The following is a 23,317-nucleotide window of genomic DNA, read 5'->3' on the forward strand; positions in this document are numbered from 1 at the left end:
TTGGCATGACAGCACGGCTCCCCGATCCTGTCCAGGTGCGGCACAGAAGCCGGGCGGGAGAGTGTCACACCAGCCGGGCGGGGGAGCGCTGCGCGCACCGTCGATACCGAGGAGATCCCTTTGCGAGTGAGCCTGAAAGACGTCGCGGAACGCGCCGGTGTCTCGATCAAGACCGTTTCGAACGTGGTGAACAACTATCAGCACGTCACCCCGGGGATGCGGGCCCGGGTCCAGGCCGCCATCGACGAGCTGGGCTACCGGCCGAACATGACGGCACGACACCTGCGCAAAGGCCGCACGGGCATCCTCGCGCTCGCCGTTCCCGAGCTCGGCAACCCGTACTTCGCGGAGCTCGCGGGCGCCGTCATCGACGTCGCCGCCGAGCACGACCTGACCGTGCTGCTCGACCACACCGGCGGCGATCGCGAGCGGGAGGTCCTGGTCAGCCAGGGTTTCCGGGCCGGCGTCATCGACGGCCTGATCCTCAGCCCGCTGGAGCTCGAAGTGGAGGACCTGCGGGGCCGCGAGGACGACGTCCCGCTGGTGCTGCTCGGCGAGCGCGAGTACGACCTGCCGTACGACCACATCGCGATCGACAATGTCGCGGCGGCGCGCATGGCGGTGCGCCATCTGCTCGGCCGCGGCCGCACCCGCATCGCCTACCTGGGAGCCCGTACCGACTCGGCGAACCGCCCCGCGCACCTGCGGCTCGCGGGCTGGCGGACGGAGCTGGCGGAGGCGGGCGTGCCCGCGCCGGACAGCCTGATCGGCCCGACCGGGGGCTGGGACCGGGGGGACGGGGCCGAGGCGATGGCGCGGATGCTGGATGCCGGTGTGCGGCCCGACGCGGTGTTCGCGTACAACGACCTGGTGGCCATCGGCGCGATGCGGGTGCTGCACGAGCGGGGGCTGCGGGTGCCGTGGGACGTGGCGGTGGTCGGCTTCGACGACATCGCCGAGGGGCGGTTCGGTGCCGTCAGCCTGACCACGGTCTCCCCGGACAAGCGGTCCATCGCCCGGCTGGCCGTCGAGTCGCTGCTGCGCACGCTGGAGAACCGGGCGGACCGGCCCGTGGGGCGGGAGTTGGTCGCGGAGTTCCGGCTGGTGGAGCGGGAGAGCACGCTGGGCCGCCGCTGATCCCGCACCAAGTCGGGGCCGTCGGGCCGTGGTTGCCGAGGCGGGCGAATCGGTGGTGGCGCCCGGCATTTCGTACGCGGAGGGTTGTCAGCGTTCTTTCAACGATGTAAAACCCTCACCTGAGCCACCAGTTGCCTGCACGTTCCGAAGTCCCCGCGAGCGCTCCGCGCGCCGGGGCCGTGCCATTTGGGGACCCCATGAAGCCGACCTCCTCTCTTCGCCGCACCTCCGCGAGAGCCCTGCTCGCCACCGGCCTCATCACGAGCCTCGCGCTCGTCTCCGGCTGCGCCAAGTCCGAGGACGACGCCGCGGCGGACAAGAAGCCCGCCGCGCAGGACGGCTCCGGCGGGGCCGCCGCCGCGTCGGGCACCGGTGCCGGCGGGAAGACCTGCACCCTTGACGCCTTCGGCGGCAAGAAGCTCGACCTCGAGCACGCCACCGTCGGCTTCTCCCAGTCCGAGAAGGAGGCGAACCCCTTCCGGATCGCGGAGACCGCCTCCCTCAAGGCCGAGGCGGCCAAGCGCGGCATCAAGCTGCTCACGGCCAACGGCCAGTCGCAGTTCTCCAAGCAGATCAGCGACGTGCAGGACCTCATCGCCAAGGGCGCGGACCTGCTGGTCATCGCCCCGCTCAACTCCGACGGCTGGGAGCCGGTACTGAGCTCCGCGCGCGCCCGGCACATCCCCATCGTCACCGTCGACCGCAAGATCAACGGCACGGCCTGCAAGGACTACGTCAGCTTCATCGGCTCCGACTTCGTCGAGCAGGGCAAGCGCGCCGCCGACCGGATGATCGAGGCGACCGACGGCAAGGGCGAGATCGCCATCCTGCTCGGCGCCGCGGGCAACAACGTCACCACCGAACGCACCAAGGGATTCGAGCAGCGCCTCAAGGAGAAGGCGCCCGACCTGAAGGTCGTCTTCCAGCAGACCGGCGAATTCTCCCGCGAGAAGGGCCAGTCGGTCACCGAGCAGCTCATCCAGTCCAAGCCCGGCATCGACGGGATCTACGCCGAGAACGACGAGATGGGCCTCGGCGCGGTCAACGCGCTCAAGGGCGCGGGCAAGCAGCCCGGCGACGTCAAGATCGTCACCGTCGACGGCACGCGCAGCGCCGTCCAGGGCATCGTGGACGGCTGGATCGACGGCGTCATCGAGTCCAACCCGCGCTTCGGCCCGCTCGCCTTCCAGACCCTGGACGCCTTCACCAAGGGCGAGAAGGTGCCGCAGGACATCGTCATCAAGGACAGCGCGTACGCGAAGGACAACGCCAAGGCCGACCTCACGAAGGCGTACTGAGGTGCTGTCGGTCACCGGCATCAGCAAGACCTTCCCCGGCGTACGGGCGCTCGACGGCGTCGACTTCACCGCCCGCGCTGGGGAGGTGCACGCCCTCATCGGCGAGAACGGCGCGGGCAAGTCCACCCTCATCAAGGTCCTGACCGGTGTGTACCGGCCGGACCCGGGGGCCGGGACGATGACGTACGACGGCGCGGACGTCGCCTTCGCCACCCCGCTCGAAGCGCAGCACGCGGGCATCTCCACCATCTACCAGGAGGTCAACCTCGTCCCCCTGATGAGCGTGGCCCGCAATCTCTTCCTCGGCCGCGAGCCGCGCGGCCGCCTCGGCCTGATCGACTTCCGCCGGATGCACCGCGCGGCGGACGAGGCGCTGCGCGAACTGGGCGTACGCGTCGACGTCCGCCGCCCGCTGCGCGAACTCGGCGTCGGCGCGCAGCAGATGGTGGCCCTGGCCCGCGCGGTCTCGGTGGACGCGCGCGTCGTCATCATGGACGAGCCGACTTCCTCCCTCGAACCGCGCGAGGTGCGCACCCTGTTCGGCGTGATCCGCATGTTGCGCGAGCGCGGCATCGCCGTCGTCTACGTCAGCCACCGCCTGGAGGAGCTGTACGAGATCTGCGACGCGGTCACCGTGCTGCGCGACGGCAGCGCCGTCCACACGGGCCCCATGACCGGCCTCGACCGGCTGCGGCTGGTCTCCCTGATGCTGGGGCGCGATCCCGGCGAGGTACGCGAGGAGGGCCGTACCGAATTCACCGGCGGCCACCACGCCAAGGACACCGAACCAGTCTTGTCCGCAAGGAACATGACGGTACGTCACCACCTCCGCGGCGTCGGTCTGGACGTACGGCCCGGCGAGGTCGTCGGCCTGGGCGGGCTGCTCGGCTCCGGCCGCAGCGAGACCGCGAAGGCGATCGCCGGCGCGCTGCCCCTGGACTCCGGAACGGTCGTGGTGGCGGGCGCCCCCGTCCGCACCGGCTCCACACCCGCCGCGATCCGCGCCGGCATCAGCCTGCTCCCCGAGGACCGCAAGGCCGAGGGCATCGTGCCGGGCCTGTCGGTGCGGGAGAACATCGCGCTCGCCGCGCTGCCAGGCCTGTCCCGGTTCGGCCTGGTCGACGAGGCCCGCATCGACCGGATCGTCGACACCTTCGTCCAGCGGCTGCGCATCAAGGCGGCGGGGCCGCACCAGAAGGTGGGCGAACTCTCCGGCGGCAACCAGCAGAAGGTGCTGCTCGCCCGCTGGCTCGCCATGCACCCGAAGGTACTGCTGCTCGACGAGCCGACCCGCGGCATCGACGTCGGCGCCAAGGCCGAGGTGCAACGGCTCATCGACGAGCTCGCCGCCGACGGCCTGGGCGTCCTGCTGATCTCCTCCGACATGGAGGAGCTGATCGAGGGCTCGGACCGGATCGTCGTCCTCAAGGACGGCGCCGTCGTCGAGGAGCTGACCGGCGACGCCGTCACCGCAGACCGCCTGATGCGCGCCATCGCGACCGCACCCGCGGGAGGCCCCGCATGACCGCACTGTCCCTGGGCCGGGCCACCGCCGACCGCGACCGGCTCCGCAGCCTCCTCCAGAACTACGGCGTCTACGCGGGCGTCGCCGCACTCCTCCTCGTGAACATCCTCTTCACCCCGCACTTCCTCTCCGCCGAGAACTTCCGCACCCAGGCCGTGCAGGTCGCGCCCGTCCTGATCGTCGCGCTCGGCATGGCGCTGGCCATCGGCACCGAGGGCGTCGACCTGTCCGTCGGCTCAGTGATGGCCCTGGCCACCTCACTCGTCTCGCTCTACCTCGGGTACGGGCCGTGGATCGCGCTGCTCGTCGCGGTGGTCGGCGGCATCGTCGTCGGCCTCGCGAACGGCTCGCTCATCGCCTTCGTCGGGGTGCAGCCGATCGTCGCCACCCTCGCGCTGATGGTCGCCGGACGCGGCCTCGCACTCGTCCTGCTGCCCCAGCTCAAGCAGGTGCACGACCCCGGCATGGCGGCCCTCGGCTCCGGTGCCGTACTCGGCGTCCCGTATCTCGTCCTGATCGCGGCGGGCCTCGCGCTGCTCACCGCCTTCGTCGTCCGCCGCACGACCTTCGGCCGGCAGCTGCTCGCCATCGGGGACAGCCGCCCGGCCGCGCGCCTGGCGGGCCTGCCGGTACGCCGCGTACTGATCCTCGTCTACGCCGCCTCCGGGGCGCTCGCCGCGATCGCGGGCGTGCTGGCCACGGCGCGGCTCACCGCCAGCGACCCCACCTCGCTCGGCACCCTGATGGAGCTGTCCGCGATCACCGCCGTGGTCGTCGGCGGTACTCCGCTCAGCGGCGGCCGCGTGCGCATCGGCGGCACCGTTGCCGGCGCCGTCCTGATCCAGCTGCTGACCGCCACACTCATCAAGCACGACCTGCCGCCGTCATGGACCCAGATCGCCCAGGCCGCGGTGATCGTTCTCGCGGTCTACGCGGCCAGGGAACGGGGGAAGCGATGACCACCGCCGATGTCCGCGATCCGGTGCCGGTGCCGCCTGTTGCCGGGGCCGAGGAGGCGGCGGTCGACGCGCCGCGGCCCGCCGAGCGGCTCAGCGCGCTCGCCCAGCAGCACGGCGCGCTGGTCACCCTCGTACTCGCCGTGATCGTCGCGGCGCTCACCTTCGAACCCTTCCTGACGGCCGACAACGTCCAGAACATGGCGCTGTCGTCCGCGTTCCTGGCGGTCGTGGCGCTCGGCATGACGTTCGTGATCGTCACCGGTGGCATCGACCTGTCGGTGGGCTCGCTGTTCGCGCTCGGCGGCGTGCTCGCGGCGTGGGGATCGCGGTACGGGACGGCCGTGGCGCTGCTGCTCCCGCTCGCCGTCTGCGGCCTCATCGGCCTGCTCAACGGGGTGCTGATCGCCCGGTCCCGGCTCGCCCCGTTCATCGTGACACTCGCCGCGATGCTCGGCGCGCGCGGCCTGCTGCTCGCCGTCACGGACGAGGGATCGCAGACGTACCTCGTCGACAAGGGCACGTTCTTCGCGACGCTCGGCCAGGGCAGGCTGCTCGGGGTCGGCGTGCCCGTGTGGATCGCGCTGGTGCTGTTCGCGGCCGGCGCGCTGGTGCTCCGCCGCACCCGCTTCGGCCAGTACGTCTACGCGGTCGGCGGCAACGAGGACGCCGCGGCGCTGATGGGTGCGCCGGTCGACCGTACGAAGATCATCGTGTACACGCTGTCCGGCCTGTGCGCCGGGCTCGCCGGGGCGCTCAACGCGGCCTGGCTGGTCTCCGGCGTCACCATCCTCGGCTCCGGCATGGAGCTGGAGGCGATCTCCGCCGTCGTCATCGGCGGCACGCTGCTGACCGGCGGCTCCGGCTTCCTCAGCGGCTCGCTGGTGGGCGTCCTCCTGCTGAAGGTCATCCAGAACGTCATCAACCAGATCGGCTCCCTCGACTCCGCCTATCAGCAGGTGGTCAGCGGCGCGTTCCTCGCGGTGGTCGTGATCGCCCAGACGTGGCTGGGGCGGCGGGGGCGGCGGACCTGAACGAGCAGCCGGGCCTCAGTCCTTGGGCTCCGTCCGGCCCAGGAGCTGGACCAGCGTGCGGAAGGCGGCCGGCATGTCCACGGCCGCGGGGTCCAGCAGCCACTGGAACTGCAGGCCGTCCATCACCGCGATGAGCAGCGGCGCCGCCTCCTCCGGCGTACGGCCGCCGGGGAGCCGGTCGCCGAACTCGGCCCGCAGCGTGGCGGCCGCCGACTCGCGCACCGTCGCATAGCGGTGGGCGAAGAACTCCCGCGCCGGGTGGTCCTCCCCGGTCACGCTCTCGCCGAGCAGGGCGGAGAAGGTCTGCACGATGCCCGGGCGCATGGCGTTGTACTCGACGAGCGAGGCGTACAGGTCCAGCGGCCAGGGCTCGCCGCGCCGCGGGGAGCCGCCGCCGGTGTCCCACGCGTCCCGCGCCTCCAGCACGGCGACGAGCAGCGCCTCCTTGGTGGGGAAGTGGTGCAGCAGGCCCTGCTGGGTGATGCCGACCCGTTCGGCGACCGCGCTCAGCGAGGCGCCTCGGTAACCGCGCTCGGCGATCACCTCCAGCGCCGCCCGGAGGATCTCCGCGCGGCGGTCCTCGCCGCGCACGGCCCACCCGCGCCGCGCTTCCCGTTCCTTCGCCACGGACCGTTCGTTCGCTGCCACGGGCCCGAGCCTAATCGACGAAACGGTCCGGACCCCTGAAGGTAACGAAGACATTACAAAGCCTACCGCTCACCAGGTGGCTGGGACACGATGCTGCGAACCGCAGGGAGCCCGCCGTCTCGTGGCGTGATTCCTCCCTGCCTTCGAGCCGCTTTCTTCACCTCAATGAGGAGGTACGGCAGTGGATCAGGCAGCTGTCCCCGCTCCAGCCACCACGCCTGCCGAGCCCGCGAGCACCGACCCGGACGCGGAAAGAGCCCCGCGGGGCTTCGTACTCCGCCTGGGCCTCGCCAACTTCGGCCTCTACAGCGCCCTGTTGACGCCCGTCATCGTCACCATGGCGCTGCGCGTCGCGGACATCGCGCCCCGCGACAAGGAATCGGTACTGGGCCTCGTGCTCGGCGTCGGCGCCGTCTTGGCGGTGATCGCCAATCCGCTCTTCGGCAGGCTCTCGGACCGCACCCGCTCCCGCTTCGGGCGCCGCCGGCCCTGGCTCGTCGGCGGACTCGTCGGCGGCCTGCTGGGCCTGACGGTGATCGCCTTCGTGCCCTCCGTCCCCGCCCTCGTCATCGGCTGGGCCGTCGTCCAGACCTCCTTCAACGCCGTGTACGCGGCCCTCATGGCGACCATCCCGGACCAGGTGCCCGAAGCCGCCCGGGGCAGCGCCTCCGGGGCCATCGGCACCGGCCTCACCGCCGCCGTACTGGCCGGCTCGGGCATCGCCGCGCTCAGCACCGACGCGCGGGTGATGTTCCTGCTGCCGGCCGTGCTGACCGTCGCCCTGGTCGGCTGGTTCGTGCTCACGCTGGACGACCGCGCGCCGGCCGGGCCGCCCGAGCCGTTCTCCGTGCGGGAGTTCCTCGGCAGCTTCGTGTTCGACCCGCGCCGCAGCCCGGACTTCGGCTGGGCCTGGCTCACCAAGTTCCTGGTCATGTTCGGCTCCGTCGCGCCGATGACCTACCTGGCCTACTACCTGCCCTTCCGGATGGGCGTGAGCGCCGCCGCCACGGCGGGCACCGTGGCCGTACTGGTCGCCGCCGGCTACGCCGTCCAGTCCGTCACGGCCGCGGCCGGCGGCCGGCTCTCCGACCGCTTCGGCCGCCGCAAGCCCTTCGTCGTCGCCTCCGGGCTCATCGTCGCCGCCGGCCTCGCGCTGCTGGCCCTCGCCCCGGACCTCACCTGGATCGTCGTCGCCCAGTTCGTCATGAGCGTCGGCGGCGGCCTTTTCTACGCCGTCGACATGGCGCTGATCACCCACGTCCTGCCCGACCCCGACAACCCCGCCAAGGACCTCGGCATCGTCAACATCGCCAACGCGCTGCCGCAGTCCCTGATGCCGATGATCGCGCCGTTCGTGCTGGCGATCGGCGGGGGAGGGAACTACCCCCTGCTGTTCGGCGTGGCCGCGGCCGCCGCGCTGATCGGTTCGGTACTCGTCACCCGTATCAAGGGCGCGCGATGAGCCGGCCCGCGCCCGTCGCACCATCCCTTCGCACCAAGGAGTCACGCATGACCCCGTACGACACGACCATCGAGGACGCGCTCGGCAAGCTGGACCTCGACGCCAAGACCCGGCTGCTGGCCGGCCGCAGCATGTGGGCGCTGCCCGCGCTCCCGGAGATCGGGCTGCGGTCCCTGGTCATGTCCGACGGCCCGGTCGGCGTGCGCGGCGTGCGCTGGACCGCCGACGACCCCTCCGTCGCCCTGCCCAGCCCCACCGCGCTCGCCGCGACCTGGGACCCGGCCCTCGCCCGCCGCGCCGGGCACCTGCTCGCCCAGGAGGCCCGCCGCAAGGGCGTGCACGTCCTCCTCGCCCCGACCGTCAACCTGCACCGCTCCCCGCTCGGCGGCCGCCACTTCGAGTGCTACTCGGAGGACCCGCACCTCACCGGCGCGATCGGCACCGGATACGTCACCGGCGTACAGGAGGGCGGCGTCGGCACCACCGTGAAGCACTTCGTCGCCAACGACGCCGAGACCGAGCGCTTCACCGTCAACAACACCGTCGCCCCGCGGCCGCTGCGCGAGCTGTACCTCGCGCCGTTCGAGACGATCGTCAAGAACGCCCACCCCTGGGGCATCATGGCCGCCTACAACTCCGTCAACGGCCCCACCATGACCGAACACCGCTACCTCCAGAACGAGGTGCTGCGCGGCGAGTGGGGCTTCGACGGCTTCATCGTCTCCGACTGGATGGCCGCCAGGTCCACCAAGGGCGCCATCGAAGGCGGCCTCGACGTGGCCATGCCAGGGCCGAAGACCGTGTACGGCAGCGCGCTCGCCGCCGCCGTCCGCGCGGGCGAGGTGGCCGAGTCCCTCGTCGACGACGCGGTACGCAACGTCCTGCGGCTCGCCGCCCGCGTCGGCATCCTCGACGGCGCGCCGCCCGCCGTCGCCCCCGCCGACCTCCCGGCCCAGGTCGACGGCGCGGCACTGGCCCGCGAGATCGCCCGCCGCGCCTTCGTCCTCGTACGCAACGAGAACCGCACCCTGCCCCTCGGCGGGCCCGCGCAGGCCGGCACCGTCGCCCTCATCGGCGCCGCGGCCCGCGACGCCCGCGTCCTCGGCGGCGGCTCCGCGCAGGTCTTCCCCGACCACATCGTCTCCCCGCTGGACGGCCTGCGCGCCGCCCTCCCCGAAGGCGACCTCACCTACTGCGTCGGCGCCGACCCGAGCGATGAACTCGCCGCTGCAGGACAGGGGTTCACGCTGCGGGCGGTCTGCCGGGACCGGCACGGGCGGGTACTGGGGGAGACCTCGCTGCCCAGCGGCGCGGTCCAGTGGCACGGCGACGACCTGCCCGCGGGCGTCACCCACGAAGAGCTGCACACCGTCGAGATCGCCGGCACCTTCACCCCGCGCGAGAGCGGCGCGCACTGCTTCGGCACCAAGGGCATCGGCGGCTTCCGGCTCACCGTCGGCGACCGCGTGCTCCACGAGGACGTCCAGACCCCCGACCACGACGACCCGTTCGAGGCGTTCTTCGGCGCGCCCGTGGAACGCGGCCAGGTGGAACTCACCGCGGGGCAGCCGGTCGAGGTCGGCCTTCTGCACACCGTGCCCGACCTCCCGGACGCGCCGATCCAGGCCGTCGGCTTCGCCCTCGTCCACCGCGAGCCCCGGCGCGACGCCGAGGAGCTCATCGAGGAGGCCGTGGCCGCCGCGCGCACGGCCGGCACCGCGGTCGTCGTGGTCGCCACCACCGAGCGTGTGGAGAGCGAGGGCTTCGACCGTACGGACCTCCGGCTCCCCGGCCACCAGGACGAATTGGTCCGGCGGGTCGCCGCCGCCAACCCCCGAACCGTCGTGATCGTCAACTCCGGCTCCCCGGTGGAGCTGCCGTGGCGGAACGACGTGGCCGCGGTGTTGCTCAGCTGGTTCCCCGGCCAGGAGGCCGGCGCGGCCCTCGCGGACGTCCTCCTCGGCGCCGAGGAGCCGGGCGGCCGGCTGCCCACCACCTGGCCCGCCCGACTGGCCGATGCCCCCGTCACCCGCGTCACCCCAAAGGATGGCGAACTCCCCTACTCCGAGGGCGTCTTCATCGGCTACCGCGCCTGGCAGCAAGCAGCCGCCGAGCCCGCGTACTGCTTCGGACACGGCCTCGGCTACACCGACTGGGAGTACGAGACGGCCACCTACGCCCCCGCCGCTGACGGGGACCGACTGGGCACCCTCACCGTACGCGTGCGCAACACCGGTGAGCGCCCCGGCCGCGAGGTGATCCAGGTCTACCTCGCCACCCCGGACACCGACACCGACACCGACACCGACACCGACACCGACACCGACGCTGACACCGACACCGTCGACCGCCCGGCTCGCCGCCTCGCCGGCTTCGCCTCCGTCTCCGCGGCCCCCGGCGAGACGGCCGAAGTCCGCATCCCCGTCCCCCGCCGCGCCGCCGAGATCTGGGACGAGCAGGCACAGGACTGGCGGCTGCTCCCCGGCATATACACCGCCGAAACCGGCCGCTCCCTGACCGACGTACGACTGAGGACCGAGGTGCCGGCTGGGGGCAGCCGGTAGTCAGTAGCCAAGAGCCGGTCAGCCGTCCTGACCTCCGAGGCCGCTACCCTCCGACGCTCAGTTGAATGCAGCAACCAAATTAATTATGGTTGCGTTGGCCAACTAGGGCCGGAGGGGGCGGCAAGAGGAAGGTCATGAGGACGACAACGGCATCAACTGCATCGACAGCGTCCGAGGGTGTGCAGTCCGGCGGGGCCCGGCACGGGGGACACGGTGCGCACGCCGCGGCCATGTCTCATCGGCAGATCATGGAGGCGCTTTCCGGGCTCATGCTCGGGATGTTCGTTGCGGTGCTGTCCTCCACCATCGTCTCCTCGGCGCTGCCGACCATCCTCGCCGACGTCGGCGGCGGGCAGAGCGCGTACACCTGGGTCGTCACGGCGGCCCTGCTCTCGGTGACGGCGACCACCCCGTTGTGGGGCAAGATGTCGGACCTGGTGAGCAAGAAGCTCCTGGTCCAGTTCGCGCTGTTGCTCTACATCGTCGCTTCGATCGTCGCGGGCTTCTCGCAGAACGCCGGGATGCTGATCGCCTGCCGCGTGGTGCAGGGCATCGGCGCGGGCGGGCTGTCCGCGCTCTCGCAGGTGATCATGGCGGCCATGGTGTCGCCGCGCGAGCGGGGCCGGTACAGCGGCTACCTCGGTGCGACGTACGCCGTCGGTACCGTGTCCGGCCCGCTGATCGGCGGTGTCATCACCGACACCAGCTGGCTCGGCTGGCGCTGGTGCTTCTACGCGGTCGTGCCCTTCGCCGTGATCGCGATGGTCGTGCTGCAGAAGACCATTCACCTGCCGGTGGTCAAGCGCCAGGTGAAGGCCGACTGGCTGGGCGCCTTCTTCGTCACCGCCGCGGTCTGCCTGCTGATGGTGTGGGTCACGCTGGCCGGCGACGCGTACGACTGGCTGTCCTGGCAGAGCTGTGTGATGGTGCCCGGAGCGGTGCTACTGGGCCTGATCTTCCTGTTCGTCGAGACCCGCGCGAGCGAACCGATCATCCCGCTGCGCCTGTTCCGCAACGCGACCATCACACTCACCTCCCTCGCCAGCGTCTTCGTCGGTGTCGCCATGTTCGCCGGCACCGTCTTCCTCAGCCAGTACTTCCAGCTCTCCCGCGGCAAGACGCCGACCATGTCGGGCGTCTCGACCATCCCGATGGTGGCGGGACTGCTGGTCGCCTCGATGGGCTCGGGCCGGATCATCACCCGCACCGGACGCTGGAAGATATTCCTCGTCGGCGGCGGGCTCTTCCTGACCGGCGGCGCGGCCACGCTGAGCCTGATGCGGTACGACACCCCGTACTGGCAGGTCGTCGTCTACATGACCGTACTCGGCATCGGCATCGGCCTGATGCAACAGAACCTGGTGCTCGCGGTGCAGAACCAGGTCGCCCCCAAGGACCTGGGCGCGGCCAGCTCACTCGTCACGTTCTTCCGCACCCTCGGCGGCGCCATCGGCGTCTCCGCCCTGGGCGCCGCGCTCTCCACGCGGATCGGCCAGTACATGAAGGACGGCTTCGCCTCGCTCGGCATACCGATGCCGCACGCGGGCGGGGGCGACATCCCCGACCTGAAGACACTGCCGCCCACCGTGCGCGGGGTCGTCGAGAGCAGTTACGGGCACGGCATCGCCGATGTCTTCCTGTACGCCGCTCCGTTCGCCTGCATGGCATTTTTGCTGGCGCTCTGCATCAGGGAGGTGCCGCTGAAGACGGCCAACTCCTTGCAGGAGGCCGCGGGCACGGAGGGCCACATCGGTACTGGAGGGAGCAGGGTTCATGGCTTTGTGCGGGATGCCGAAGGGGGAGCGGTCGGTAGCGCGACCGTCACCCTGATTTCCCCGCAGGGGCGGCAGTTGGGGCGTATGCCGGTGGGGCCGGACGGTGGGTACGACTTGGCCGTACCCGTCGCCGGCAGCTATGTGCTGATCGCCACTGCCGACGGGCGCCGGCCGCAGGCGTCCACCGTGCTCGTCGGTGACGGGCCGCTCGGCCATGACGTCCAGCTCTCCGGCGCCGCCGGCCCGGCCGCCGGTACGCACGTCCGGGGAGCGGTCAGGGCCGGCGCCGACCACGGCCCGCTGGCCGGCGCGCGGGTCACGCTGGTCGACGCGGCAGGCGATGTCGCGGGCACCGCGACCACCGGCAGCGACGGCCACTACGCCTTCAACGGCCTGACCCCCGGCGAGTACACGCTGATAGCCGGCGGATACCCACCGGCCGCCGACCCGCTGACCGTGAATGGACACGGAGTGATCAGCCACGATGTGGACCTCGGCCACGAGTGAACCGATGAAGACCGCCGGCGCTGCCTCACGGCGCCAGTGACCACTTCTGGTTGGCGCTGCCCGTGCAGGTCCAGAGTTGTGTCGGCGTGCCGTCCGCCGGGTTGCCGCCGACGACGTCGAGGCATTTGTCGGCGGGCAGGTTGACCACGTCGTGGGTGGCAGCGTTGTACGACCAGCGCTGCGCACCCGTGCCGTTGCAGTCCCACAGTTGTACGCGCGTGCCGTTCGCCGTGCCCGCCGAGGCGGCGTCGAGGCACTTGCCGAGCGCCCGGATGGTGCCGTCGGTGCCCACCGTCCAGCGTTGTGCCGCGTTCCCGTTGCAGTTCGCGAGCTGCACGGGCGTGCCGTTGGCGGTGTTGGCGCCGGCCACGTCCAGACACTTGCCGCCCGGCCCGCGGAGAGTACCGGCGCTGCCGGCCGTGTCCGAGGTGGTGACGCGGACGTGGTCGACGACGAGCTGCTGCGGGAAGGCGGTCGAGCCGTCGGGGTCGCCGGGCCAGTAGCCGCCGACGGCCAGGTTGAGGATGAGGAAGAAGGGCTTGTTGAACACCCAGGTCTTGCCGCCGAGATCGGCGGGCGTGCGGCGCTGGTAGACGGTGCCGTCCACGGACCAGGTGATCGAGTCCGGCGCCCAGTCGATGGCGAAGGTGTGGAAGGCGTCGGCGAAGACCTGCCCGTTCGGGAGGGAGTACGGCGCGCCGATGCCGCCGCTGCCCGAGTAACCGGGGCCGTGGAGCGTGCCGTGCACCGTACCCGGCTCGAAGCCGACGTTCTCCATGACGTCGATCTCGCCGCTGTTCGGCCAGCCGACCTGGCCGATGTCGTTGCCGAGCATCCAGAACGCCGGCCACATGCCCTGGCCGCGCGGCACCTTCATCCGGGCCTCGACGTGGCCGTAGGTGGAGGTGAAGCGGCCCGAGGTGTTCAGCCGGGCCGAGGTGTACTCGCAACGCCCGTACCAGCACTGGTAGTTGGCGGGGTTTTCGCGGCGTGCGGTGATGACCAGCTGGCCCTGGCCGTTCAGCGCGGCGTTGGCGTTGCCCGCCGTGTAGTACTGCCGCTCGTGGTTGTTGACGTTGTCGCCGGCCTCGGTCTGCCACTTGCCGCCGTCGACCGCCGACCCGGCGGGGCCGTCGAAGGTGTCCTCGAAGGTGGCGGCGAGTATCGACGCGTTGGGTGCGTCCGGTGGGGGCGCCGCGGCGGCGGAACCGGGGGCCCAGCTCAGTGCGGCGGTGAGTGCCGCGGTGGCCAGGGAGATGCCGCGGAGAGGGCGCCGGCGCTTCCCTGGGGACACGTTGAAGGACATGCGAAGGGACATGTGACCCGCCTCGATTGGTCCGGACCTGCCTTCAGGAAGTGAAGCGGTGCTGACGCGTCCCTGTCAATACTTGGGTGAGAGCGCTCTCGGGGAAGGACTCGCGGCGCTGGTCCCACCAGAAAAGCCGGTCTCCTCAGTAAAGTGGCGGCACGGCGAGCCAGGGGAGCGGAAGCATGGCACAGCGCATCGGACGGTTCCTCGCCCTTCTCACGGGTGTGCTGCTGTTGGTCGGCTGCGGGGAGTCCGTCGCGTCCGGGAACGACTTCGGGGATGCGTCCAAAGAGGTGAGTCTCAGCGTCAGCGGTGGGATCGCGGGGGTCCGGCGTGGCATCGAGGTACGGCCCGACGGGTCGGTGCTGCTCACCGACTGGAAGGGCAGCCATCCGGGCCGTGACCTGACGGGAGCCGAGCGCGAGAAGCTCGGCTCCCTGCTTGGCGCCGTCGACTTCGCTGCCCTTCCCTCCCGCAGCGTCTCCGAGGGCTCCGCTGACCGCTTCGAGTACCGACTGGTGCACGACGGCCACACCCTGGTCACCGACCGCAGCACCGGCCTGGGGCCGGCCGATGACCTCATCGACCACCTGGAGAGCTGCATGAAGGCGCGTCAGCTGCGCGGGATGGGAGCCCTCCGGCAAGCACCGGTGCGTTTCTGACCCGTGCTACGGGCGCGGTTACTTGAGCGCGTACATGCGGATCGCCACCGTGTCCTCCCCCTCGGGGCGGGCGAGGCCCACGAAGACCGTCTCGGCGAGCCAGCGGTGCTCCGGTGCGTCGGTGCGGAAGACGGGGGAGGTGCGGTAGTAGTGCCCGGAGTGTGTGACCTGGAGGCCGTCGTCGTACTGGTCGGGGCTGTCGGGGGCGGGGTGGTAGTAACCGCGGTTCACGATGTCGATGACGGCGCCGTCCTCGGCCTGGATCAGATAGCGCGCGTCGAGCTGGCAGATCTCGCCGCGGGTGCTGCTCCAGTCGCCGCCGCCCGCGAGGACCTTGCCGCGCAGCAGGGGGCCGTCCACGGTGCCGCCGACGATCGGGGTGAATTCGGTGACTTCGCCGTCGCCGTGGCCGATGTGCAGGGACGCGTTGAGGTGCGCGCGGATCTCGAACGCGTAAGTCAGAGCGGGAGAGAAGGACATTGCGTAACTCCGGTGGTGTAGAGGGGCGTTGGGGTGCGGTCGCGGAGAGTCAGGCCGTGGCGCGGCGCTTCGGTTTCCAGCCCTGGCGGGGTACCGAGTCGATCAGCTCGCGGGTGTACGCGTGCTGGGGCCGTTCGAGTACGGAGACCGTGGGACCCCGTTCGACGATCCGGCCGCGGTGCATGACCGCGATCTCGTCGCAGAGGTGCTGGACGAGGCCGAGGTCGTGGGTGATGAAGAGGTAGGCGATGCCGGACCGTTCGCGGAGCTCCGCCAGCAGGGAGATGATCTGCGCCTGTACGGAGACGTCCAGCGCGGCGACCGCCTCGTCGAGTACCAGGACGCGCGGCTGGACGGCCACGGCGCGGGCGATGGCGACGCGTTGCCGCTGTCCGCCGGACAGGGCGCGGGGCAGGGAGCGGGCCTGCCGCGGGCCGAGCCCGACCTGGTCGAGCAGCTCGGCCGTACGCCGGGTGAGCGCACGTCCGGTGAGGTCGGTGTGGAGCGCCAGTACCTCGCCGATGCAGTCGTCGACGCGCTGGTGCCGGTCCAGTGAGGCGTACGGGTCCTGGAAGACCATCTGGACATCGCGGGCGAAGCGCCGGCGCTCGGCGGCGCGGGCCCGGCGGCCGGGCAGGCCGTGACCGTTCCACCGGAGGGTGCCGGTGGTCGGCACGTCGAGCCCGGCGATCATGCGGGCGGTGGTGGTCTTGCCCGATCCCGACTCGCCGACCACGGCCAGTGCGGCACCGGCGGGAAGAGTCAGGCTGACGTCGTCGACGGCGAGGAAGTCACCGAAGGCCTTGCGGAGACCTACTGCCTCCAGGGCGGGCGGCACGGCGGTGTCAGGCATGGTACGCGCTCCTGTCCGTGTCGCTTGTGTCGTCCGGCTGGGCGTGCGGCAGATGAGGGAAGTGGCAGGCGGTGCGGCCGTCGCCGGTGGGTTCCAGCGGCGGGCGCTCGGCAGCGCAGATGTCCTGGACGGCCGGGCAGCGGGGCGCGAAGGCGCAGCCGGGGCCGGCCTCGGACGCCGACAGGGGCCTGCCCCCGATCGCCCGCAGCGGCTGCGCACCGGCTCCGAGGTCGGGCCGGGAGGCCAGCAGGGCGCGGGTGTACGGATGGCAGGAGCCCTCGTACAGCCGTCCGGCCGGCAGCACTTCGACCACCGAGCCGGCGTACATGACCGCGATGCTGTCGCAGACGGCCGAGGCCAGGGCGAGGTCGTGGGTGATGAAGAGCAGCGCGAGCCCCCGCCGCACGCGGGCCTCGTCGATGACGGCCATCACCTCGGCCTGCGTGGTGACGTCCAGCGCGGTGGTGGGCTCGTCCGCGAGCAGCAGCCGGGGCTCGCCGAGCAGGGCCGCCGCGATCATCACGCGTTGCAGCAGCCCGCCGGAGAGCTCGGCCGGGCGCTGCCGCAGCCGCCGCGGCGCATCGGCGATCCCCACCTCGCGCAGCAGCTCCGTGCCTCGGGCCTCGGCCGCCCTGCGGCGCACGCCGCGCGTGGTGATCAGACCTTCGGTGAGGAAGTCGCCGATCGTGCGCAGGGGATTGATGTGCGCCCGGGGGTCCTGGAAGATCATCGCCACGTCGCGGCTGCGCAGCGTACGCAGCGCGGCCGGATCCATGGCGGCGATCGAGGCGCCCTCGAAGCGGACCTCGCCGCTGAGGCGCGCGCCCGGAGGCAGCAGGCGCAACACCGAGCGCGCGGTGAGCGACTTGCCGGAGCCGGACTCGCCGACCAGCCCCACGGCGCCGCCGGCCGGGACGGTCAGGTCCACCCGGTGGATGACGGCGCGGTGCCCGCCCTGGACAGGGAGGGTGATGTGCAGGCCGTCGAACCGCAGCAGGGGTGGCACGGTGGTGGGGTTCATCGGTCCGCTCCCGAGAGCCGGCGGGACAGGCCGCTGCCGAGCAGATTGCAGGCGACGACGAAGACGACGATGACCAGGCCGGCGCAGAGGGACTGCTCGGGCTGTCCGGCGACGATGTCCGGGGCGCCGTTCGCCACCATCAGGCCCCATTCGGCGGTGGGCGGCTGGGTGCCGAGCCCGATGAAGGAGAAGGCCGCCACGTCGAGCATCGTGTAGCCGAAGGAGGTGGTCGCCTGCACCAGGACGAGGGGCAGCAGGTTGGGCAGGAGATGTCGCAGGCAGCTCCGCCGGCCGGACATGCCGAGCATGGTCAGCGCCGATACGTACGGCAGTGCGCGCTCGCGCAGCGCCGCACCGCGTACGACGCGGGCGATGTACGGCAGGTAGGCGAGGGAGAGGGTGGCCACGGCGATGTCCAGGCCGGCCCCGAAGACCGCGGCGCCGACCACGGCCAGTACGAGGCCGGGGAAGCCGAAGACGAGGTCGAGGAAGCCGGCGACGACCCGGTCGTACCAGCCGCCGAGCCAGGCCGCCGACACCGCGAGCGCGGTGCCCACCGTGCCCGCGAGCACGGTGACGAGGGCCGGCGCGAGCAGGCTGGGCCGCGCCCCGTACAGCAGCCGGGACAGGATGTCGCGCCCGGTGTTGTCCGTACCGAGCCAGTGCGCCGCCGAACCGCCTTGCGAGACGGCCATGGGGTCCACGGCGTTGGGATCGTACGGCGCGAGGAGCGGCGCGAACACGGCGGCCAGGATGATGAGGGCGATGACGGTTCCGGCGGCGATCAGTGTCCCTCGACCGCGGGCGAGGGCACGGACGCGGGCGCGGCCGAGCGACAGCCGGCCGTCGGCCTCGGCGGCCAACTGATAAGTACTCACTGGCTTCCTCCCGGCCTCAACTGTCTTTCTTCGAGCCTCACTGGCTTCCTCCCAGCGGAACGCGGTGGTCGAGGGCGGCGGTGAGCACGTCCACCACGGTGTTGATCAGGGCGAACGCCACCACCGTCAGCAGCGCCACGGCCTGCACCACGGCCAGGTCCTGCTTCGCGGCGCTCTGGATCAGCAGCGCGCCGACGCCATTGAGGCCGAATGCCTGTTCCACGATCGAGGAGCCGGCGATCAAGCCCGCGACGGCCACCCCGGAGACCGAGGCGATCGGCGCGGAGGCGTTCCGCAGGATGTGCTTGCGGATGAGGAAGCGCTCCCCGATGCCGCGGCTGCGCGCTGTCTGGACGTGTTCGGAGGCCAGTTCGGCGCGGACCGCGGAGCGGGACACCTGCGCGACGTACGCGAGCCACGAGGCGGCGAGCGCCAGGGCGGGCAGGGTGAGGTGCTCCAGCCGGCCGGCGAGGCCGACGCCGGTTCCGTAGGCCGGGAACCAGCCGAGACGCACCGCCAGTACCCAGGTCAGCAGCACGGACATGACGAAGACGGGGACCGCCATGAGGGTGGTGGAGACCACCGTCACGGCCGTGTCGACCCACCTGCCGCGCAGGGCGGCGACGGTGCCCAGGGTGACGCCGAGGACGACGATGAGCACGGCGGCGTAGCCGATGAGGAACAGGGTGTTGCCGACCCGGTCGGCCAGCAGGTGGGTGACGGAGTCCTGGTAGCTGAGCGACTGGCCGGCGTCGCCGTGCACCATGCCGGTCAGCCAGCGCCAGTAGCTCTCCAGGAACGGGTCGTCCAGGTGGTACTGGCGGTGGATCTCGGCGAGCAGTCCGGGGCCGGGCTCCTTGCCGCCGCCGGCCAGCAGGGTCGCGGGGTCGCCGGGGGAGAGGAACAGCGCGCCGTAGATGGCGATGCTCGCGATCAACAGGGTCACCGCCAGTGTGGCCGCGCGGCGGACGACGAAGCGGGCGATCACGAGGCGTCCTTGCCGGTGCCGCCGAGGTAGGCCGCCCAGGGCATGTTGAGGTAAGCGAAGGACGCGGGAGCGCCGCTGAGCCGCTTGTTCAGGAACATCCGCTCGTGGGGCGAGGCGAGGGGCACCACGGGGAGGTCCTTGCTGTAGAGCGCCTGGGCCCGGGTGAACAAGGCGGCCGACTCGGCGGGCCGCATGGTGGCCTGGGCCTGATCCAGCAGCGAAGTCGCCTTGGAATTACGGTAGTTGGTCCAGTTGAAGAGGGACTTGGGCGCCGTGAGGAGCTGCGCGTAGGAGACCGGGTCGGGGATCTCGACGTAACCCATCACCATGGTCGCGTCCAGGCCCTTGCGCAGGGAGGCGTCGAAGAACAGCCCCGACATCTGCGTCGGCTGCAGCTGCTTGATGACCACCTCGATGCCGATCCGCTCGGCCCCCGCCTGCAGGAAGGTGAGGGTCTGCTGGGACTGCTGGTCGCCCGCCGGCACGGCGACGGTGAGGGTCCGCCGCTTCGTACGTGCCTGGGCGACCAGCTTCTTGGCCCGGTCCACATCGACCGCGGGGACGGCGGGCAGGGCGTCGTTCCCCTTGGCGTAGACGGCCGAGGCCGGGCCGTGCTGCCACACCAGCGGCGGGATGAAGGTCTTGAGCTGCTGCGCCGCGCCGTCGTAGACGTTCTTGATCAGGGCGTCCCGGTCGAGGACGAGGGACAGCGCCTGAACGATCTTGTGATCGGCGAGCGGTGAGCCGGGGCCGATGGCGGAGATGAAGTTCGTCTGGGCCGACGGGCCGTAGTGGACGGTGCCGACGTCGGAGGCGCTGAGGGCACGGGCGCCGGACGAGCCGATCTCGTAACTGCCGTCGACCTGACCGGAGAGCAGGGCGCTGGTCAGGGTGGAACTGTCCGTGATGAACTTGAAGGTGAGTGTGGTGACCTTGGGCCGCAGGGCGGCGTCCCAGTAGTGCGCGTTGCGGGTCGCGGTGAGGGACTCGCCCGGCTTCCACGCCGTCAGCTCGAACGGGCCGGTGCACATCAGGCCGCCCCTGGCGCTCCCGTAGGAGCGTCCCGCCTTCTTCAGATACGCGGCCTCGTTCACCGTGCCGAAGCTGGTCGCGAGGGACTTCAGGAACATCTCGTCGGGCGCCGTGAAACGCACCGTCACCTGATGCGGACCGGTCGCGGCGATCGTCCTTACGTGGGTCAGCAGGCTGGCGTTGACACTCCGCGTCGCGGGGTCTTTCTGGCGCAGCAGGCTGGTGACCACGTCATGCGAGGTCATGGGGTGGCCGTTCCAGAACCTGACGCCCTTGCGGAGGTTGAGGACGAGCGTGGTGGCGTCCGGCCGGCTCCAGGAGGTGGCGAGGCCGGGGCCTGTGGAGTAATCGGGCTTCAGCCGCAGCAGGGAGTCGCAGAGGTTGGCCTTGACGGTACTCGGCGAATAGTCGGCGACCCGCGCCGAATCCAACGTCGTGGGCTCGCCCATGGGCAGATTCCACGTGACGCTGTCGAGGGCGCCGGTGGCCGCGGGTGTGGTCAGGGTGAGCTTGTGGGCACGCGGCCCGGGACCGGCGCCGGAGCCCGACGTGCCTGACGTACCGGACGTACAGGCGGTCGCTGTCAGCAGGACGCACAGGGCGCCGGCGACCGAAGCGATGGTTCTGGGAGCTTGCATGAGGGAGCTCCTCGGGGAGGCGGATGCGGGCCGGCTCAGGGGGCGTCCTGAGGTGCGACCGTGACGGTCAGGCGGGACGGGAAGGCTCCGCCGGTGTGCAGGGTCTGGGTGCTGGGCTTCGTCGTGACGGCGGTCCAGGGGTTCTCGCCGGTACCGGGGGCCGGCAGGAACAGCGGGTCGTCGCTGCCGGTCAGGACCAGCGCGAGCCGGTGCCCGGGGCGCAGCCGGTAGCCGGTGTGCCCGAGCTCGATACGGAACTCGCGTGATGTGTCAGCCGTACGGATCTCGCCGGACGTCTTGGCCGTGCGGATCGAGACCTGCCCCCGGGCGATCAGCTGGGCCCGGCCGTCCGGATCGAGGTCGAGGACCTTGGCGAACACGTCGAACACCGGGGCAGTACTGGTGACATGCAGGTCCAGCGTGATCGGCCCGGCCAGATCCAGCGGCTCGGCCAGTACCGGCCCGGAGAAGGCCAGTACGTCATCGCGCGCCGCGACGGGCGCCAGGTCGGGATAGGTGCGCAGGTACGCGAACGAATCGTCGACCAGCGAGGGCACCGGTGCGTCCGGGTCGTGGACCCACTGCGCCGTCCGCTCGGCCTCGGCGGGCGCGTCGGCCAGGGGAGCGCCCGGCAGCGGACCGGTCGCGCGGGCCGGGTCGGTGAGCCAGCAGGTCCGTACGGTACTGCCGGGCGGCGGCCAGGCGGTCGCGGTCCGCCGGCCGGCGTGGCCGAGCTCCCAGACCACCTTGGCCAGCGAGGCGACCGGCCGGACGCCCTTGAGGAAGACGTCGAAGAACGCGATCGCCGGATTCACGTAGTCCGGCAGCATCCGCGCGAGGGCGTCCTCGCGGGCGTTGTGGTCGTCCTCCTCGGAGACCGGGGCCTGCGACAGGCGGTAGTTCTCGTGGTCGACCGCCCCGGCCCACAGATACTGAACGGCGTCCCAGCCCGGCCGGGAGGCCAGTTCCAGGTAGTCCCGCAGGTGCGCGGTGACGATGTTGTCGAACCAGCCGACGCAGTGCAGCACCGGTACGGGCCGCGCGTCGAAGGGGTGCAGCCCCGGCTGGGTCGACAGGCCGGCGTGCCGGGGAGCGAGCAGGTCGAACCAGAAGGAGCGGGCGCCGATGGCCCGGAACGCCTCCTCGTACCGCTCGATGACGGGCCGTCGGGAGCGGTCGATCCGGTACTCGTACGTGTCCCGGTCCACCCAGTGGTGGGCGAAGTACTCGACGCCCTCCAGCCAGACCGGCGAGGGCAGGGCCGGGGGCGGGGGCTGCCAGATCGTGTTGAAGTCCGCCGCGGTGACCCGCGGGACGATCGCGCGCAGCGCCGGGTGCTGGGAGGCGACGGCCGCCCACTGCGTGAAGCCGTAGTAGGAGTCGCCGAACATGCCCACGCTCCCGTCCGACCAGGGCTGGTGGACGATCCAGTCGATGGCGTCGTAACCGTCCTGCGGCTCCCGGAGGAAGGGGACGGTGCTGCCGCCGGAGCGGAACTTGCCCCGTACGTCCTGTACCACCACGGCGTAGCCCCGCGCGGTGAACAGGCGGGCCGCCCGGTCCAGGTACACGTACCGGCTGTTCTTGTCGTAGGGCAGGCGGACGAGTACGGCCGGGAAGGTGGCGGCGTCGCTACCCGCCCGGCCCGAGGGGAGGTAGACGTCGGTGGCCAGTCGCACGCCGTCGCGCATACGGGCCATGTGCTGCCGGGCGTCCTCGGCGACCGGTGCGGCACCGATCCGCTCGAAGGTGAAGGGCATGGGGGCATCTCCCACCGAATGAGATACAACGGCGTTGTGTAACGTCGTTGTATGACAACATTGCAGCAGTTCGCCACCCCGTCAACACTCCTTCCGCCCCTACTCCTTCAGAGGTCGATGACATGCCGATCGAGGTAGACACGGTCCAGCGGCTCGACGAGATCGCCGAGGCCACCATCCGCGTGGCCCGTGAGCGCGGCGTGCGGGCCGTGACCATCCGCGCCGTCGCCGAGCAGCTCGGCGGCTCGACGGCGATGGTCACCAACTACGTACCGAGCCGGTCCGACCTCATGGTCAACGCGTTGCGCCACGCGGAGAAGGAATGGGCGCGCGAGGTGGAGGGCGTACTCGAAGGGGTGCGGGGATCCGAACGGCTGGCGGAGTTCTCGCGCTGGATGTGCACCACCGCGGACGACGACGAGGTGATGCGCCGACTGCTGATGGAGATCGTCGCGGCCGGGCCCGGGCCCGGCGCCGGGCGCGAGGTCGAGCAGGTACGGACCGTGGCGCGCACCCAGCGCGAGGAGCTGGCGGGCGTGGTCGCCGAGGCCGGCACGCCCGCCCCCGCGCTGGCCGCGGACATCCTCCACCTGCTCTTTCGCGGCTACTGGCTGTCCACGCTGGAAGATCCCGAGGGGTGGTCGGCCGAGCGCGGGACGCGGACGGTGCTGGCGGCGGTCGATCTCCTACTGGGGGCCGCGCCCGCGGATGCCGCGGAGGCGTGAGGCCGCCCTCGCGGCCGCTCGGGTCTTGACAAGCGGGGTGGCGGAGTCGACTCTGAGGCGCCAAT

At 71.5% G+C, this 23,317-nt stretch carries 19 protein-coding genes; 10 read left to right on the top strand and 9 right to left on the bottom strand.

Annotated features, from left to right (window positions below; all coding sequences use genetic code 11):
• Positions 1–120 precede the first annotated feature (120 nt).
• From ABT381_RS09660 to ABT381_RS09680, 5 genes are all read left to right on the top strand, one after another.
• Entirely contained in the window at positions 121–1,137 is a 1,017-nt protein-coding gene (locus ABT381_RS09660) for a LacI family DNA-binding transcriptional regulator (protein ID WP_351590347.1), read from the top strand.
• A gap of 197 nt (positions 1,138–1,334) precedes the next feature.
• Positions 1,335–2,435: an ABC transporter substrate-binding protein gene (locus ABT381_RS09665; protein WP_351590350.1), complete on the top strand. Its 1,101-nt coding sequence runs from the start codon at positions 1,335–1,337 to the stop codon at positions 2,433–2,435.
• 1 nt (position 2,436) lies between these two features.
• Positions 2,437–3,960 (top strand): sugar ABC transporter ATP-binding protein, encoded by a 1,524-nt coding sequence (locus ABT381_RS09670; RefSeq protein ID WP_351590353.1) that lies wholly within the window; start codon positions 2,437–2,439, stop codon positions 3,958–3,960.
• Positions 3,957–4,919, top strand: coding sequence for an ABC transporter permease (locus ABT381_RS09675; protein WP_351590356.1), 963 nt, complete (start codon positions 3,957–3,959; stop codon positions 4,917–4,919). The genes ABT381_RS09670 and ABT381_RS09675 overlap by 4 nt, the downstream gene beginning before the upstream one ends.
• Positions 4,916–5,950, top strand: a complete 1,035-nt coding sequence (locus ABT381_RS09680; protein WP_351590359.1) for an ABC transporter permease — start codon at positions 4,916–4,918, stop codon at positions 5,948–5,950. Before ABT381_RS09675 ends, ABT381_RS09680 begins: the two co-directional genes overlap by 4 nt.
• Before the next feature lie 15 nt (positions 5,951–5,965).
• On the opposite strand, the gene ABT381_RS09685 is transcribed toward ABT381_RS09680, so the two are convergent.
• Complete coding sequence (locus tag ABT381_RS09685; RefSeq protein ID WP_467754504.1) at positions 5,966–6,598, bottom strand: TetR/AcrR family transcriptional regulator; 633 nt, start codon at positions 6,596–6,598, stop codon at positions 5,966–5,968.
• 181 nt (positions 6,599–6,779) lie between these two features.
• On the opposite strand from ABT381_RS09685, the gene ABT381_RS09690 reads away from it, so the two are divergent.
• From ABT381_RS09690 to ABT381_RS09700, 3 genes are all read left to right on the top strand, one after another.
• Entirely contained in the window at positions 6,780–8,060 is a 1,281-nt protein-coding gene (locus ABT381_RS09690; protein ID WP_351590362.1) for an MFS transporter, read from the top strand.
• A 47-nt stretch (positions 8,061–8,107) separates the two neighbouring features.
• Positions 8,108–10,624, top strand: a complete 2,517-nt coding sequence (locus tag ABT381_RS09695; protein ID WP_351590365.1) for a glycoside hydrolase family 3 protein — start codon at positions 8,108–8,110, stop codon at positions 10,622–10,624.
• A gap of 230 nt (positions 10,625–10,854) precedes the next feature.
• A complete protein-coding gene (locus ABT381_RS09700; RefSeq protein ID WP_467754505.1) occupies positions 10,855–12,906 on the top strand; it encodes an MFS transporter in 2,052 nt (683 codons plus the stop codon).
• Positions 12,907–12,931: 25 nt separating this feature from the next.
• On the opposite strand, the gene ABT381_RS09705 is transcribed toward ABT381_RS09700, so the two are convergent.
• The gene (locus tag ABT381_RS09705; RefSeq protein ID WP_467754522.1) at positions 12,932–14,212 is read right to left on the bottom strand and encodes a ricin-type beta-trefoil lectin domain protein; all 1,281 of its coding nucleotides are present in this window, start codon (positions 14,210–14,212) and stop codon (positions 12,932–12,934) included.
• 185 nt (positions 14,213–14,397) lie between these two features.
• Here ABT381_RS09705 and ABT381_RS09710 point away from each other — a divergent pair, with 185 nt between their 5' ends.
• The gene (locus tag ABT381_RS09710) at positions 14,398–14,877 is read left to right on the top strand and encodes a hypothetical protein (protein ID WP_351590374.1); all 480 of its coding nucleotides are present in this window, start codon (positions 14,398–14,400) and stop codon (positions 14,875–14,877) included.
• A gap of 18 nt (positions 14,878–14,895) precedes the next feature.
• Here ABT381_RS09710 and ABT381_RS09715 read toward each other — a convergent pair whose 3' ends face one another.
• The 7 genes from ABT381_RS09715 to ABT381_RS09745 are packed head-to-tail and all read right to left on the bottom strand — an operon-like array spanning position 14,896 to position 22,527.
• Complete coding sequence (locus ABT381_RS09715) at positions 14,896–15,357, bottom strand: DUF3237 domain-containing protein (protein ID WP_351590377.1); 462 nt, start codon at positions 15,355–15,357, stop codon at positions 14,896–14,898.
• A 49-nt stretch (positions 15,358–15,406) separates the two neighbouring features.
• Entirely contained in the window at positions 15,407–16,210 is an 804-nt protein-coding gene (locus ABT381_RS09720; RefSeq protein ID WP_351590380.1) for an ABC transporter ATP-binding protein, read from the bottom strand.
• Entirely contained in the window at positions 16,203–17,231 is a 1,029-nt protein-coding gene (locus ABT381_RS09725; RefSeq protein WP_351590383.1) for an ABC transporter ATP-binding protein, read from the bottom strand. Before ABT381_RS09725 ends, ABT381_RS09720 begins: the two co-directional genes overlap by 8 nt.
• Positions 17,228–18,109 carry an ABC transporter permease gene (locus ABT381_RS09730; RefSeq protein WP_351590386.1) on the bottom strand — a complete coding sequence of 294 codons (882 nt, stop codon included), beginning with the start codon at positions 18,107–18,109 and terminating at the stop codon, positions 17,228–17,230. The genes ABT381_RS09725 and ABT381_RS09730 overlap by 4 nt, the downstream gene beginning before the upstream one ends.
• Before the next feature lie 37 nt (positions 18,110–18,146).
• Positions 18,147–19,097 (bottom strand): ABC transporter permease, encoded by a 951-nt coding sequence (locus ABT381_RS09735; RefSeq protein WP_351590389.1) that lies wholly within the window; start codon positions 19,095–19,097, stop codon positions 18,147–18,149.
• Positions 19,094–20,767, bottom strand: coding sequence for an ABC transporter substrate-binding protein (locus tag ABT381_RS09740; RefSeq protein WP_351590392.1), 1,674 nt, complete (start codon positions 20,765–20,767; stop codon positions 19,094–19,096). Before ABT381_RS09740 ends, ABT381_RS09735 begins: the two co-directional genes overlap by 4 nt.
• 35 nt (positions 20,768–20,802) lie before the next feature.
• A complete protein-coding gene (locus ABT381_RS09745) occupies positions 20,803–22,527 on the bottom strand; it encodes a CocE/NonD family hydrolase (RefSeq protein ID WP_351590395.1) in 1,725 nt (574 codons plus the stop codon).
• A gap of 122 nt (positions 22,528–22,649) precedes the next feature.
• On the opposite strand from ABT381_RS09745, the gene ABT381_RS09750 reads away from it, so the two are divergent.
• The gene (locus ABT381_RS09750) at positions 22,650–23,252 is read left to right on the top strand and encodes a TetR/AcrR family transcriptional regulator (protein ID WP_351590398.1); all 603 of its coding nucleotides are present in this window, start codon (positions 22,650–22,652) and stop codon (positions 23,250–23,252) included.
• Positions 23,253–23,317: the final 65 nt, after the last annotated feature.

The organism is Streptomyces sp. NPDC000151, assembly GCF_040301705.1.
Taxonomy (GTDB): Bacteria; Actinomycetota; Actinomycetes; order Streptomycetales; family Streptomycetaceae; genus Streptomyces.

What these genes read in the sequence shown, in the direction of transcription:
- ABT381_RS09695 (WP_351590365.1), top strand. Translation starts at nt 8,108, where the DNA reads ATGACCCCGTACGACACGACCATCGAGGACGCGCTCGGCAAGCTGGAC.
- ABT381_RS09675 (WP_351590356.1), top strand. Translation starts at nt 3,957, where the DNA reads ATGACCGCACTGTCCCTGGGCCGGGCCACCGCCGACCGCGACCGGCTC.
- ABT381_RS09750 (WP_351590398.1), top strand. Translation starts at nt 22,650, where the DNA reads ATGCCGATCGAGGTAGACACGGTCCAGCGGCTCGACGAGATCGCCGAG.
- ABT381_RS09720 (WP_351590380.1), bottom strand. Translation starts at nt 16,210, where the DNA reads ATGCCTGACACCGCCGTGCCGCCCGCCCTGGAGGCAGTAGGTCTCCGC.
- ABT381_RS09725 (WP_351590383.1), bottom strand. Translation starts at nt 17,231, where the DNA reads ATGAACCCCACCACCGTGCCACCCCTGCTGCGGTTCGACGGCCTGCAC.
- ABT381_RS09740 (WP_351590392.1), bottom strand. Translation starts at nt 20,767, where the DNA reads ATGCAAGCTCCCAGAACCATCGCTTCGGTCGCCGGCGCCCTGTGCGTC.
- ABT381_RS09700 (WP_467754505.1), top strand. Translation starts at nt 10,855, where the DNA reads ATGTCTCATCGGCAGATCATGGAGGCGCTTTCCGGGCTCATGCTCGGG.
- ABT381_RS09665 (WP_351590350.1), top strand. Translation starts at nt 1,335, where the DNA reads ATGAAGCCGACCTCCTCTCTTCGCCGCACCTCCGCGAGAGCCCTGCTC.
- ABT381_RS09680 (WP_351590359.1), top strand. Translation starts at nt 4,916, where the DNA reads ATGACCACCGCCGATGTCCGCGATCCGGTGCCGGTGCCGCCTGTTGCC.
- ABT381_RS09745 (WP_351590395.1), bottom strand. Translation starts at nt 22,527, where the DNA reads ATGCCCTTCACCTTCGAGCGGATCGGTGCCGCACCGGTCGCCGAGGAC.
- ABT381_RS09705 (WP_467754522.1), bottom strand. Translation starts at nt 14,212, where the DNA reads ATGTCCTTCAACGTGTCCCCAGGGAAGCGCCGGCGCCCTCTCCGCGGC.
- ABT381_RS09715 (WP_351590377.1), bottom strand. Translation starts at nt 15,357, where the DNA reads ATGTCCTTCTCTCCCGCTCTGACTTACGCGTTCGAGATCCGCGCGCAC.
- ABT381_RS09710 (WP_351590374.1), top strand. Translation starts at nt 14,398, where the DNA reads ATGGCACAGCGCATCGGACGGTTCCTCGCCCTTCTCACGGGTGTGCTG.